This is a genomic window from Nocardia sp. NPDC004068 (genome assembly GCF_042874315.1).
Lineage (GTDB): Bacteria > Actinomycetota > Actinomycetes > Mycobacteriales > Mycobacteriaceae > Nocardia.
Genome location: NZ_JBIAMW010000026.1, coordinates 1 through 13,548 on the forward strand (window position 1 = coordinate 1; position 13,548 = coordinate 13,548).

A 13,548-nucleotide genomic window follows, 5' to 3' on the forward strand; every position below is an offset into this window, starting at 1 on the left:
CCAGGCGATTCACGAGTCACACCCGGTCTGAAGAACCAGCACCACCCTGCCAGCCAGCCCCAGGCCAGCCACCACAAACACTTACAGGCGGTTCACCGTCGGCGGAATCCTTTCCGCCGAAGACAGCCGCCACCTCGACACCCTGCTCGGCTTCACCGCAGCGGAGTGACCGCGATATGGTTTCAGCCGCGACGGTTGCGGAAGTGAGGTTGCGACAACGTCATCGACGCGGAGGTCGGCAAGGGCTTGTCCGCGGCGAGCGCAGCGGCCGGGCCCGTAGCGCGACGCTCGCCCCATAGTCGTGACGGCTTCGCGGCGCGGACCGGCCCTCCAACATCGGTGACAGCGAGCCGGACACAAGTTACGACTTGACCGTCCCGACGCCAGAAGAGCCGGACCGCTCCCTGCAAACAAAGCCATGATCGTGCCCGCCAGCCTCCGGACCGCAGAAAACCGCCGCCGGTGGCCCACGATCACCGGCCCGAGCCGGGGCTGTCCCGGGCCACTGAACTTGTCATACGCGGCCAGCTGTCGAACGAGTCAATTCGGCTTCGGATACTCGAATCCTACTTCGAGCGTCAGCGTCCCCCACGAAAACCGCTGGTCAGTACCGGTCGAATTCGCCCCGACAGCTAGATCCGGTAGGCACCCACAATGACCAGGCGTTTTCCGGTTGCCCATGTTTTCGGTGTCCTGCCGGGGAGCCGAACCTGCGAGAAACTTTCGGTGGCGCAGAGGAACTCATCGGTCTATCTCAATCTCTGGGAACGTCCAGGAGCGGGAGCTTTCCGTCGCATCATCTGTCGGCGGGCACCAGTACTGACGGCCGGTCCGTCGCTCGGGGCTTCCCGTGCCACGGCACCGACTGGTTCATCACCAGCCGTCCGCCGTCCTGGTCGGATAGGAGGAGAAGACGAAACTGGACTGACGGCGCGAATTTTGCTTCTTGGTTCTGGCGCTTCCGTTTTGGGTTCTGGCAACACGCTTCCCGCGGGCGTGTTCTGGCCGCCGAATCCGGGGTGGCAGTCCACGCAGAGCGAATCACGGAGTTGGCGCCAGTCGCCGCACTTCGCGCATTCGCCGTTCAACTCCGGGACTTGGTGGGGTTGCGAGTGCGAGGATGGCTCGGGGGTGGTGTGGGTTCGGACCCATCGTTCGATCACCGCCCGTGCTTGCGGGTCGGAGTGGCGCCATTCCTGGCGGAAGATGCCGCGGGAGGTGGTTTCGAAGGTTTCGGCGAGGAACTCGAGGCGGGCTTCGACGGCTTGTTGGCGGGTGTGGCCGAGGGGCAGTTCGGGGACGCCTGGGCGGCCTGTGCTGCGGCATTCACCACAAAGGCCGTCATCGCCGCGGCCGTTGCGGTTTCGGTCGGTCCAGCGGTCGGCGGCGGAGCGTTCGATGCGGCACGACACGCACAGTTGTTCCTGGGCTGTGGGGAGGGCGTCTTCGTCGTAGTCGTGTTTGTCGACGATGAGTTCGGGGCGTGGGGTGCCGGGGTCGTCGCGTTCGTCTTTGGCGAGTTTGTCTTCGTAGGCCTCGATCTGGCTGCCGGGTGGGGGGTGGGTTTCGCGGCGCGCCGGTCTGCGCTCCACCATCCGTGCTGGGATGTATTGCCGTTCTTGGGGTTTGGGGACGCAGGCTTCGATCAGTGCGCGGTGGGTTTCGTGTTGTTGCCAGAGTTTGCGGAGTTTGGCGAGGGCGGCGGCGTGGGTTTTGTAGCGTAGGGTGTCGGCGATCTCGGAGATGATCAGCCAGGTGTGGTCGTCGATGCCCTGTTGGAGTTGGCGTAGTTCGCGTTTGGCTTGGCGGAGGTTTTGTGCGTCGACCAGGGCGCGGAGGGTGTCGATGGCCTCGGCGGTGGATTGGTCGGTTGGGGAGGGGGTGCTCGTCATGATGGGGTGCTCCTTTGGGTGTGGCCTCCTGGCGGTATCGCGGCGGTGGGGGTTTCAGAGGTGGCGGCCGCGGTGTGGTTGCGTGCGTGGGGTGTGAGGACGGCGCGCGGTGGCGCAGTCGCGGGTTTCGTTCGCCGCGTTCGATCGAAGGGGAGGTGCGGTCGTTCTGCTGGGCGTGGCGGTAATCGGGTGCGCGCGCTGCGCTGCGACGTTCGCGCGGAGTTGTCGGCAGACGCCGAGGTCGTCGGTCAGCTGCGCGAGGGTGTCTTCGTGGCTTCGCAGCGCGGCAAGAGAAGCGAGCGGAACCTGTTGCGCTATAACGTCTTCAGTGACATGACGCAGGTCTTTGGCGTGTTGCCGCAGCGCGTTCACGAGCTCGTGGTGGCTGCCGTAGTTGCCGATCGGCAGGATCTGGGTCCAGGTTTCGCCGTCGCTGGTGAGGAGGAGGTGTTCCTCGGCGTACCAGGGTGTGGTGATGCTGGTGTCGCGGTATCCGGCGTGGATGGTGCTGGCCGGGTCGCCGGGGTGCGGGTACTCGATGGCGATGCCGCGGTCGGTGTGCTGTCGCAGCCGTCGGGCGGCTCGGTCGACGAGGTCGTCGAGCCATGTTCGCCCGAGAGGTTCGATGGCGTAGGGGTTGGTCGACGCGAGGTTTGCGTCCGCCTCGGCGAGACGCCGCGGGGCATCTTCGATGTCGGCGTGAGCGGCGAAGTCCCGGATTTGATCGCGGAGATCGTCGGCGCGCAGACGATGTTCGAAGCGGTGCTCGACGTCCCAGGGGTTCTGCGCCGCAGCCGAGGCGGTCGAGTACTCCTCGAGCAGCACATCGACGCGCAGTTCGTCCAGCCAGGGCAGTCCACGCGGCTCATGCCAGGCGTTCAACAGATCGTCGAACCGGACCAGTTCGGCCAGAAGTTCCGTCGGCCGAATCCGCTGCGCGGTCATCACGACGCGTTGATCACCGAATTGCACCTCCTGACAAGAGATCTCGACACGGAGTTGTTGGTCGGGCAACGCCGCGACCTGCTCGGACAGCCAGTGCCGCGCCTGCCACCAGCTGGTCGCGGGTATGCGGCGGGCTTCGGTGTCGCCGACCCGCGCGTAGCTCGCCTCGTAGGCGACAGCACCCGAAAAACGTTGCGTAGCACGCCGTCTAGCGACCTCGCGGTGGCGACAGTCGAGTTCCGACACGAATTCCAGGACATCGATCGTGGGGTCGTCGGGCGGGTGTTCCTCGCCGAGGGGCGCCTGCAAGATGAGCCTGTCGAGGTAGGCGGACAGTTGCCGGGGCTCTGTGGTCCATTCGTGGTACGCGCGTTGGAGGTAGCGCCAATGGGTTTGCCACTCGTCGCGTTCGAGCCAGGCGGAGCTGATGGTGTTGATCTCGTCTCGCAGCGTCTCCGCTTCGTCTCGGCTGCGGCTGTGCCCGATCGCGGTGTCGAGGCGGACGGTTCGTTCGAAGTCCGCGTGCATCGCGTCGAGCACCTCGTGCGGGGAGGCGTAGTTCCATCGATCGTCGTCTTCCATGGCCTATCCCCTGGGCTGAGTGGTGTCGACGACCGCGTCGGGTGCTTCGGCGGCGGGCAGGGGCGGGACGTTGACCGCGGTGGTGGTGTTCCAGATCCACGGGGTCAACGGGCTGGAGTCGGGTGCGGGGTGGTGGGTGTCGGTGATGTAGCAGGCCGTCGGCGGTGTGGTGTCGGCGAGGACGGCGGTGGCGATCGGTGCGGTGTGGGCGAGCATGTAGCGCAGGGATTTGACGAAGCGGCGACGCTGCGCGGTGAGCGCACCGATCAGGGCGTACTCGGTGACGGTTTCGAACGGGATCCAGTCCCTGGTCACGGTCATCATCGCGGCCGCGTCGGCGAGGGCCAGGCCGACCTGGCTGAGGGTGAAGGTGGCGAGAAGGATCAGATGGCTGTCGGAAAGGGCTTGTCGCAGTTGGAGTTCGGTGGCGAAGGTGCGTTCGAGGTGGGCGTGGAGATCGCGGTCGAGCAGCAGCGGGAAGTCGGGCAGGTGTTTGATGATCACGGCGCTGCGCCCGAATCGGGTGGGTCGGATGGCTTTGACTTCGCCGATGAGGAGCATGAGTTTGCGCTGGCCGTCGCGTCCGGTGAGGCGGGCCAGAGCGGTGGCCCGCCGGGCGGCGATCTCGGATTTGCGTGTGCTGGAGAAGGTTTCGGGGATGTAGAGCAGGTCGGTGAGGGGGTGTCCTTTGGCGCTTTTGGTTTCCGCGGCGTCGAGTAGGCGGGCGCGGACGACTCCCCAGTGGCGTTTGCCCGCCAGTACCGGCGTCCACCGGGTCAGCCCGGCTTCGTCCCACAGGTAGTGCAACAGTCCGCGCAGGCTCAGTTGCGAGCCGGTGTCGGGGGCGGTGTCGCTGCTGCTGGCGCCGTCGGGGGCGCGGGTGCCGCGGCGGGTCAGCGCGAATCCGAGCCCGAGCCGTGTGGTGCCGAGGTCGGGCTGGTCGCAGACGGCGGTGCCGAGCACCGCCGACAGCCCGGACACCTCCGGGGGCGGGCACCACGACGGGCAGTCCGGCGCGTGGTCGGGCCCGGTGCCGGGCATGCGTTTGACGTGAAAGCGGTCGCGGATCCGCGCGATATACATGGGCACGCCGCCGGTTTCGCTCGGCGCGCACAGGCATTCGGGTCGCTCGCGGTCGCGATGGGCGAGGGCGAGCGCGTCGTGGAATCGCGCGTCGTGCGGGTCGAGGATGTGCCCGCCGAGCGCGTACTGGGTCCTCATGATCGCGTCTCCCCGCCGGTAGCGCGGGATTGGTGCGCTCGTGCGTGGTAGGTGGCGATGAGGTCGGTAAGGCCGTCGAGGGTGGGTTGGCGGTGGCGGCGATAGCGGCAGTCGGTGGGTCGGCACCCGGAGAAGTCGCTGATCTGGGTCAGCCGCTCCAGCGTGGGCCACAACCATTGCGTGTGCCAGGCGGCCGGATCCTCACTGGGCATGTCCCGCTGGTCGATCGAACAGGTGTAGGCGGCCTCGTGCGCGGCCATCAAGGCGGTGAGTTCCTCGACGACGGCTTCGTGACGCCACCAACAGGCCGGGATACGTGAGCCGAGCTGGTAGCGGTGACGCAACCAGCCGGTCCATTCGGCCAATTCGCGCCACAGCAGCGCGGTCTCGGCATGGTCCAGGTCGCGCCAGAGGTATCGACGCGACACCAAACCAGGTTCCGAGGGCGACAATCGTTGCGCTGCTTCGTATTCCATCATCCATCACCTCATCCCTGCTCGCGGATTCGTCGCGGAATGGTGCCGGTGTCGACGATGTGGTCGAACGCGGCCATCGACGCGGTGACGGCGCGCCGCCAGGACGTCACGTCCCACACGCTGGGCAGCCGCAGCAGGATGGCGGGTGCGTTGCGGTAGACGAGCAGGGCTTGGTCGGTGCCGAGTTCGCGGATTTCGTCGACGCGCAGCACGGTGTCGTCGTGCAGGGCGTAGGTGCGGCTGCCTTCGTGCAGGCTGGCCTCCCACCGCCGCCGCTCCCCCAACAGCCGCGACAGGGCGGTGAGTTCGTCGACGCCGCGCAGGCCGGGCAGGATGAGGGTCGCGGGCGCGGATTGAGCGAGCACGCGCCCGCCCTCGGTGCCCCACCGCAGTTCGTTCTGGTCCTGGTTGTGCGCGAACGCCCACACGCTGATCCCTTTGCCGCCGGAATCGGTCATGATCATCGGCAGGTCCGGGATCGGCGCGACATTGTTCATCTCGTCCAGAACGAGGCGGATCGGCGGGTCGAGCCGTTTGCCCGGCAGTCGTTGCGAGGCACGGTCGGCGAGGTGGTGGACCTCGGCGGCGAGCGCGGCCACGAACGGGGCCATGCTGCGGGAGGAGCCCTTCGACACCAGATACAGCGTGTTCGCTCCCGAGAACACGAACTCCGACACGTCGAACGAATCCTGGATCGGAACGTCGATGGCGGCAAGCAGTTTCGGGGAGGCGAGTGGTTCGAGCAGCCGCGCGGCGGCGGCCAGGATGTCGTCGGTGGATTCGCTGGCCGAGCCGAGGATCTGTTCGAGTTCACTGGCCCAGTCCGGCAACGATCCAGCCAGGACGTCGATAGCCGTGCGGTTGGTGCGCGCCGAAACCCACACGCGCACATCCCGAATCGAATAATCCGCGACCGCCGCGGCGTGCAGGTAGCAGCGCACCAGGGTGGACGCCTTCTGTTCGAAGTAGGCGCCGTTACGGGTGCCTTCCAAGGGCATGGCGCGGGCGAGGGCGTCGGCTCGGCGGATGGCGGTGTCGGGGTCGTCACATCCGGCCAGGACGGACCAGCGCAGCGGGGCGGGCCAGCCGGTGAGGTTTTCCGGGTCGAACACCGCGACCTGTCCGCGGTCGGCACGGGCGGCGTAGGTGGCGGCGACGAGGTCGGTCTTGGTGGTCGTCGCCAGCACGAAACCTGGTGCGTCCCAGACTCGTTGGCAGGCCACACGCCAGGTTTTGCCCGCGCCGGTGGGGCCGTGCACGATCACCCCGTCGCGGTGTTGCAGGTAGACGTGCTGGCGCGGCTGCTCGTGCAATACCCCGATATCGATCGCCACCCGCGCCAGCTCCGCGGTCGAGCTTTCGCGACAGCCGAAGTACTTCATCGCCACCACCGCCCGGGGAATCGCCGGGATGGCTGACGGGCGGTGAGGATCGGGTATTCGCGAGCGGCTTTGCGGGCCGCGGTCCGGGGATCGAGCCCGTTGCGGCGCAGGTCGCCGCCGCAGGCCAACCCGTCCTCGCGGTGGCGGCGCCGGAACCGGTGGTCGACCTCGGTGGCCAGGATCGCGACAGCCGAACACCAGGTGATCGCCACCAGCACGACACACGGCCACGTCAACCATGCCGGTCCCGGCCGAAGGCTCGACGGCCAGGCCATCGCGGGATCGGTCGGGTTCGTCACCGCCCGAACAGCGATCAGGATCCAGGTGTCGACCGGTGGGACAGCAAGGCCCTTTCCGATGAGGAGTCCGGACAGGACTCCCCCGCCGAGAATCCCGACCAGGGCGGCGCTGGCGAGGTATCCGGTCAACACCAACCCCGCGGGCAGCAGGGGTTCGCCGTGGACTGGGTTGGGCATACGGCCTCGGCTACTCATCGTCGGCCCCCTCGCGAGGACCGGTCGACGGGGGCGGGGTGTGTGTCTCGCCGGTGATCGCGGCGTCGGTGTCGGTGAGCGTGATCTCCCACGGTGAGCGAATGTGGGTGAGCAGGAACGGGTCCCGGCTTCCGATCTTGACCAGGCATTGCCCGCGCCCGAGCCGCATCAGGGTCTCTTCGGTCCCGGCGGGCAACCGGTACAGGCGCACCGTCTCCACGGCGTCGTCGGCGCGGCTCTGCCCGAACAACACCACGATCGACGCCTCGGCCATCAGCGCGCGAGCCGGGGAATCGGCCGGTTGATCGGCAGGATGATGAAACGCCGACACCGTCGACAACCCCAGCCCCCGGGACAATTTCAGGTTCGCGCGGAACACCTCACCGGTCGATCCCCCGGCCACATGCCAGCCTTCCTCGACTACCAGGATCGTCTGCTGATATCGAGAGGAGCGAGCGGCCAGCCGGTTCGCCAGCCACGTGTTCGCGGCCGTCATCACCACGCGCAGCGCCGGGCCGTCGGTGGGCAGCGCGCTCACATCGAAATGCACGAGCGGATGCGTGTCGAGGGCGTCGCGGACAGCCGGGCTGGTCGGCGCGTCCACCAGGCCGCGCAGATCCCGGTCGGCGAGCCGCAGCAACGCCAAGCCGGGCTCGATGCCCCACTCCAAAGCCCGTGCGCTCCATCGTGTTCCGAACACGGCCGAGTCACCAGTCGCGGGCTGCAGCAGCCGCATCGCGAGGTCGCGGATCACCGGATCGCGTCCCTGGTGGCGGGATTCGGTGGTGACGACGGCGAGGGCGGCGCCGACGGCGGCCTTCTCCTTCTCGTCGAGGGTGCGGCCCATGGCGTCGGTGAGCACGGCCAGCACGAGCGCTTCCTGCCCGGCGGGGACGACGCCTTCGAGGCCGTCGTCGTGGTCGCCGCCTCGGCTGATCGCGGGATCGAGCAGGTTCAAGCAGGCGTCGCTGCCGCCGATGCGGAACCGGATACTCGCCGCGTCCAACGCGTGCGCGATCGGGGTGTATTCGCCGGATCCGGACTGGGGTTTGCGGTCGAGGACCACGACCTGGCGGCCCGCGAGGAGTTGCCGCAGCACGCACACGGTTTTGATCCAGGAGGATTTGCCGCGGCCGATGTCGCCGATGACGACGACGTTGATGCCGGAGGTGTCGGTGCCGTAGGCGGTGAACGCGTCGACGATCTCGAGTTCCTGGCTCATAGTGTTCAACCCGGCCAGCACCCCCTCCTGGCGGGTGCGGCGGCGGTTGGTGGCCAGGTTCCACGCTTCGGCCTGCCGGGTCGTGGTCCACGCACCCTCCGCACGGACCTCGTACCAGCCGTAGCGGTCCAACCACCGACGACGCCTCGGAACGGGACGGCGGTCGAGCATCGGCTCACTTTTGGATTCGACCGCCGCAGCGATCGGCTGGTTCGTATTGTGTCTCAGCGTCTTTCGATGGTGGTGACGAATGCGCCTGTGCGTGAGCGGACGAGCGGCCATCCGGAGGAACCGCGGCATGTCAGAAATTGCGTGGCGCTGGTGTGGCATTCGAGAACCTCCTTTTTCAGCGGGTGTAGCTGGTGGTGGCCAGTCCCCGCGCCAGGGGCAGGGTGGTGAACACGGCGACGTCGTGATCGCCTGTCATCCAGTCGATTTCGGCGATGGCGGAGTCGTTGGCGGCTTCGGTGACGCGCAGGCAGGCGCGGTCGAGGTCGTCGGGGTCGCGGCCGGTGACGGCGATGCTGGCGGTGTAGACCGCGCCGTGGTGCCCGGAGCCGGGCATGAGGTCGTGGCGGCGGCGGTCCGACGCGGTGGCCAGGACTTCGACCGACCCGTCGTCGAGTTTGCCGCGCTGGTGGTCCTTGCTGCGCCGAGCCTGGTCGGCAGTGACGTCGCCGCGCGCGGCCGCGCGGGCACGGTGCGCGGGCACGAAATCGATACGCACAGACAGCGTTCGGATGGTCGGCATCGGCGCGGTGTCCTCGTCACCGGGGTCGGCTTCGACGCCGGTCAGCAACGGCGCTAACCACAACGGACCCAGCGGCACCGGCTCGATCGCGCGCGGCCGGATCAACCCCACCCGGGTCCGCCACCGCCCCTCCGGGCCGACAGCAACGTTGTCGGTTCCACCGATGTAGCTGGGCCAGCAACTCGCCCAGGTGGCGTCGCGGTGCCGGTCGATCTTGTATCGCGGGTCGAGGAACGACCGGCTCACCGCGCACGCGCGTCGCTCCCCCAGCACGTCGACCCGCCCCATCCCGGCGAGGGTGAGAAGTCGTGTGGCGCGTTCGGTTTCGTCGCGGACCACTTGGGCGATCGCGCCGTGCGTGGTGGCGTTCTTGGCGCGGGCGACGCGCGCGGTGTCGGCCATGAACGCATCGGTTTGCGGGATGCGCAGCACGATGAAGGACCGATGTTCCTCGGCCAGCGGCGCGATCACATCCACCAGAGCGCCGTAGGATTCCACCGCCGGGGTCAACCGCGCGTCATCGAGGAGCGCGACCTGCGCGGCGGCCCACTGAATGTGGCGGGTCATGTCGTGGGGGACGCTGCGATGCAGCAGCTGGATGCCCCGGACATGACTGCTCGAGCGCGCCATCTGCGCCAGGAACACCCCAAACGCGGTCGAGGTCGCGGCGTAGGCGGCGTTGCCGCGCAACCCATCGGCCACACCCTCGACCGCCAGGATCACCGAAAAATACACGCGCTCACCGGGATTGGCGGTACGGACGATGAACATCTCGTCCAACCCAGTGCCCCCGACCGGCAAGGGCGCGGCCACACCCAACGGCGGAGGCATCGTCCACCCGGGGTCGAGCGCAGGGTCGCCGTAGGCGGGATCGTGGGGATTGCGGTAGATGTGTTCGCCGCGGCGCCGCCGCAGCCAGGTCCGCAGGCTGTGCGCGCGCCGTGCCGCCAGCGAGGGTTTGTCGTGCCATTCCATGGTGGCGGCGAAGACCCCGAGCAGCAGGGCGAGCGCGGCGATGATCGTCCACGTCGCACCGCCACCGAGCAGATAAATCGCCAGTGCGACACCGACACTCGCCGCCCACGCCACCAGAACCGGGCGCGACAAGCCGAGCCAGGAGCGGCGCGCGATCTCGCCACCGAGTACCGCGGTGCGCATCTCGTCGGCGGTCATTCGGTCTCCGCCTCTCCGGGCGCGGCCTCGGCGACCGAGCGAGCCTTGTTCAGCGCGCCGCTGGCAGCCTGCGCGGCGATCGGCGCAGCCACCGTGGCCGCCGCGGCTGCTGTCGATCCGAGCCGTCTCCCCGCACCGACCGCGGTCCGTCCGGCGGCGGTCGCGCCGCGGCGCAGCCGGGACGGTTCATTCGTGGTGCCGCGCCCCGCGGTCTGGTGCACGGTGCTGTTGTGGACGGTGGTCTCGTTCCCGGAGGAGGTGTTGCGGGCCAAAGTTCGGCCGAGGCCTGCTTCGGTGCTGGACTTTCCGTCGCTTCGGCCTCGGGTGCGCCATTTCGGATCACCGGACTGGGAGCCGCCGGTGCCCTCGCTCGAGGTCTGACTCGCGCGGTGATCGACGCGGGCCGAGCTGTATCGGCTGCCCGAGCCGCGTCCTCGCATCCACATGGTCGAGCCCGCGCCGCCGACCGCTCCAGCCAAAAGCGACCCGGATTGCCCGAACCCGGCGGCGTCGGACCGCGACGGCAGCAGCGGCGCGTAGCGCAGTAGCGACCACGGTGCGAGCCCGGCCACGAGGAACGCGACCACCACCAGACACAGCTGGGCCAGCGTCGACAGCGCGTCCCCGCCGCGGTTGTCGGTCAGGCTCGCGTTGAGGGTGCCGGTCAGCGTGGCCAGCAGCAGGAACAGCAACGGTTTGCTGAACACGATCGCGATGAACAACAGCACCGGCCGCAGCGCCTTCTTCCGCCAGCTCGGATGCACCCACATCCCGAACCCGATCCCCGACGCCACCGCCAGACACGGCAGCGCGACCTGGTGCATAAGCAGCCCGAAGAACACCGCCAACGCCCCGGCGATCAGCAGCAGAAACAGCACCAGCCCCACCAGAACTCCGCCAACGAGATTCGTCGCGGCCAGACCGCCGGTGAACTTCTTCAGGTTCGTGATCATCTCGCCCATGTCCGGGCCCGCCGCCTTCGCGATCTGTTCGGACCCGGTGTTGGCGACCTCGACCAGCATCGCGGCGATCATCGGCGCGAACAGCATCAAGATCACCCCGGCGGGCAGGTACCCGAACAGGTCCGCGGCGATGGATTTGATCGTCTCCCCCCGCGCGGACGCCCGCCACAACGCCAACAGCGTCATCGCTCCCATCACCATGACCCCGATGCCGGTGCTGATCGCGTACCAGCGCAGGAACCAGCCCGCGGTCGGATCGAACCGGCCCGTCGCGGCCAACCCGTCGAGCACGCGCGAACTCAGGTCGACCGCACTGTCTTTGGAGGAGTTGGCCCAGTCGTCGATCACGCTCTGCGGGTCGGTCACGAACCGCGCCGCTTGCGAGCCTTTGTTCACTACCCAGGCGAACGCCTTCACCATCGGCCCCGCCGTGGGCCCGTACACGTCCAGCATCGCTTTGCCGAGCCGGTCGCCGAAGCTGGTGTTGCGGTCGATCCACTCCGCCGTTCCGGCGAACAGGTTCCCGACGGCCCGGTTCCATTCCATGCACCGAACCTGATCCCCGGTCGCGGTGTCAGCCTTCGCGCAGTCGACGAAAAACGCGTGCGCGCAGTAGGTTCCGTTCTCGCTACACGGGTCGGTCCACATTTTGGCGGGCACCGCGCCGGCTCCCGGTGTGCCCTGCCGGATCGCGGTGAGGGATTGATCGTCCGGAGTCGAGGTCCAGTCGAAACCCCACGCGTTCCACGCCGGGATGCGCGCCCACCGCTTCAGGTCGTCCGCGCACGCCGGGGACGGCACATGGAATGTCGCGTCACCCGCTGGAAAGACCCGGGGCAGTGCGTCTTTCGGCGGTTCGACACCTTGATCGACATACTTCTCGAGACCGGCGTTCGGGGCGTAGGCGTGCAGGATGCCGCGTTTCTGCTCGTCGCTGGCCGACCAGTACAGCAGCCGGGCCTCGACGTTCATCGCGTCGTTGATGTAGCGGCCCACGTCTCCGCCGCGCTGCGCGCACTCACCGGAAAACCACGGGCCCGAACGGAATTCGTCGGTTCCGGCGACGAACGGCCGCAGGTCGGCCGGAAATCCCTTCGGCAGCCCGCCCGGGTCGGCGGGCGCGCTCGGCGGGGTGGGGGCGGCATCGGCGGATGCGGCGAGCCCGGTCATTCCCGCGCACACCACCAGGGCGGCGACCAGGACGTGGAGAATGTGGCGTGGGCGCATGACTGGTCACCGCCTAGTTGATGTAGAAGGAGTAGTAGCCGGGCTGAACCGGTTGTGCCAGTGGAGAATCCGGGCCAGGAGACACTGTCTGATCGGGGGTGGGGCCGACGTGCCCGGCGACTTCCTTGGCCTTCCAGTCCCCCGCCTCCCACACCAGGTCGACGGTGTGTGTCGACCAGGCGGTGATGATCGCCGGGGCGGCGTTGTCGGTGACCGCGCCGCGTGAGATCACCATCGTCCACACCGACACCTCAGCCGTGGACGCGGAGTAGCTGGTGACGGTCACCGCGGCGGGCACCATGTTCACCACGTCGCGGCCCTCGCTGCGGCCTTTCCCGACCTCGATCGACTTGCGCAGTTGCGGACCCGGGTCACGAGCGATCACCGCGGCGACGACAGCGTCCATCGAGACCCGGCCTTGCCCGGCCTGGGTCAAGGCCTGAACCGTATTCACACCCGCAGTGGCGGCACCGTGTTTGTCGTGGGCATACCCTGCCGGAACCCCCGCCCGTGTCGTCGTCGGGCCGTGCGCCGCGCGGATCGCGGCATCCTCGCCGCCGGTTCGCGTGTGGGCTCGGCAGGACAACAGCACCACCAGCCCACACAGCACGAGAGCCGCGGCACCCACGGCGGGAACAACCCACCGGCGGGGCCTTCGCGCGAGCGGGCGCGCGGGCGCTACGTTTTCGGTGTCGGTGGCCGTCGTCGCGCTGTCGGGCGTGATGTCGGCGAACTTCGGTCTGCCGTCTGCCATGACATACCTCCCTCGGATCTTCTTGTGCGGTTTGGGTTTCAGCGGCTTCCGCCGACGACGAACAGAACGGTGGCGATGATGGGTGAGGCGAGCCCGACCAGACCGAGCGAAACCAGGGCGTCCTGCAGTTCTTCACTGCCCTCGGCGAGATCGTTGGCATAACCGCGGGACTTGGCCCGCTTGACCTTGAACGCGCCCACGATCACCCGCACCGACGAACCGATCACCACCAGCGCCCAGATGAACGCGACCACCCGCTTCCACGACGTATCCAACGCACCCGAAAACAGCCCCAAATCCGGGCTCACACCATCGAGCGGATTCTGAATACCGTCCGCGCGCGCCGGAGCCGCCAGGAGAACCAGTCCGGCAGCCAGCAGCGCCGCCTGCCCACCAACTTTCGCGGCCACGGTTCGAAGTTGCTTCGGTGCAATGGTTTTGAGCATTGTGAACCTCCTCCGAGGCGG

At 68.1% G+C, this 13,548-nt stretch carries 11 protein-coding genes; all 11 read right to left on the reverse strand.

What is annotated here, in order from left to right:
* Positions 1 to 749 precede the first annotated feature (749 nt).
* The gene (locus ACFYTQ_RS36650) at positions 750 to 1,892 is read right to left on the reverse strand and encodes a hypothetical protein (RefSeq protein ID WP_387370867.1); all 1,143 of its coding nucleotides are present in this window, start codon (positions 1,890 to 1,892) and stop codon (positions 750 to 752) included.
* 54 nt (positions 1,893 to 1,946) lie between these two features.
* Complete coding sequence (locus tag ACFYTQ_RS36655; protein WP_387370869.1) at positions 1,947 to 3,419, reverse strand: hypothetical protein; 1,473 nt, start codon at positions 3,417 to 3,419, stop codon at positions 1,947 to 1,949.
* Positions 3,420 to 3,422: 3 nt separating this feature from the next.
* Complete coding sequence (locus ACFYTQ_RS36660) at positions 3,423 to 4,640, reverse strand: DUF1173 family protein (RefSeq protein ID WP_387370871.1); 1,218 nt, start codon at positions 4,638 to 4,640, stop codon at positions 3,423 to 3,425.
* Positions 4,637 to 5,068 carry a hypothetical protein gene (locus tag ACFYTQ_RS36665; RefSeq protein ID WP_387370872.1) on the reverse strand — a complete coding sequence of 144 codons (432 nt, stop codon included), beginning with the start codon at positions 5,066 to 5,068 and terminating at the stop codon, positions 4,637 to 4,639. The genes ACFYTQ_RS36660 and ACFYTQ_RS36665 overlap by 4 nt, the downstream gene beginning before the upstream one ends.
* A 59-nt stretch (positions 5,069 to 5,127) precedes the next feature.
* Positions 5,128 to 6,498, reverse strand: coding sequence for a type IV secretory system conjugative DNA transfer family protein (locus tag ACFYTQ_RS36670; RefSeq protein ID WP_387370874.1), 1,371 nt, complete (start codon positions 6,496 to 6,498; stop codon positions 5,128 to 5,130).
* Positions 6,495 to 6,974 (reverse strand): hypothetical protein, encoded by a 480-nt coding sequence (locus ACFYTQ_RS36675; protein ID WP_387370876.1) that lies wholly within the window; start codon positions 6,972 to 6,974, stop codon positions 6,495 to 6,497. Before ACFYTQ_RS36675 ends, ACFYTQ_RS36670 begins: the two co-directional genes overlap by 4 nt.
* A 10-nt stretch (positions 6,975 to 6,984) precedes the next feature.
* On the reverse strand, positions 6,985 to 8,385 hold the full coding sequence (locus tag ACFYTQ_RS36680; protein ID WP_387370878.1) for an ATP/GTP-binding protein: 1,401 nt from the start codon (positions 8,383 to 8,385) through the stop codon (positions 6,985 to 6,987).
* Positions 8,386 to 8,560: 175 nt separating this feature from the next.
* Positions 8,561 to 10,138, reverse strand: a complete 1,578-nt coding sequence (locus ACFYTQ_RS36685) for a hypothetical protein (protein ID WP_387370880.1) — start codon at positions 10,136 to 10,138, stop codon at positions 8,561 to 8,563.
* Positions 10,135 to 12,327: a hypothetical protein gene (locus ACFYTQ_RS36690; RefSeq protein ID WP_387370882.1), complete on the reverse strand. Its 2,193-nt coding sequence runs from the start codon at positions 12,325 to 12,327 to the stop codon at positions 10,135 to 10,137. Before ACFYTQ_RS36690 ends, ACFYTQ_RS36685 begins: the two co-directional genes overlap by 4 nt.
* Positions 12,328 to 12,340: 13 nt before the next feature.
* On the reverse strand, positions 12,341 to 13,081 hold the full coding sequence (locus ACFYTQ_RS36695) for a hypothetical protein (protein WP_387370884.1): 741 nt from the start codon (positions 13,079 to 13,081) through the stop codon (positions 12,341 to 12,343).
* A gap of 38 nt (positions 13,082 to 13,119) precedes the next feature.
* Entirely contained in the window at positions 13,120 to 13,527 is a 408-nt protein-coding gene (locus ACFYTQ_RS36700; RefSeq protein ID WP_387370886.1) for a hypothetical protein, read from the reverse strand.
* Positions 13,528 to 13,548 lie beyond the last annotated feature (21 nt).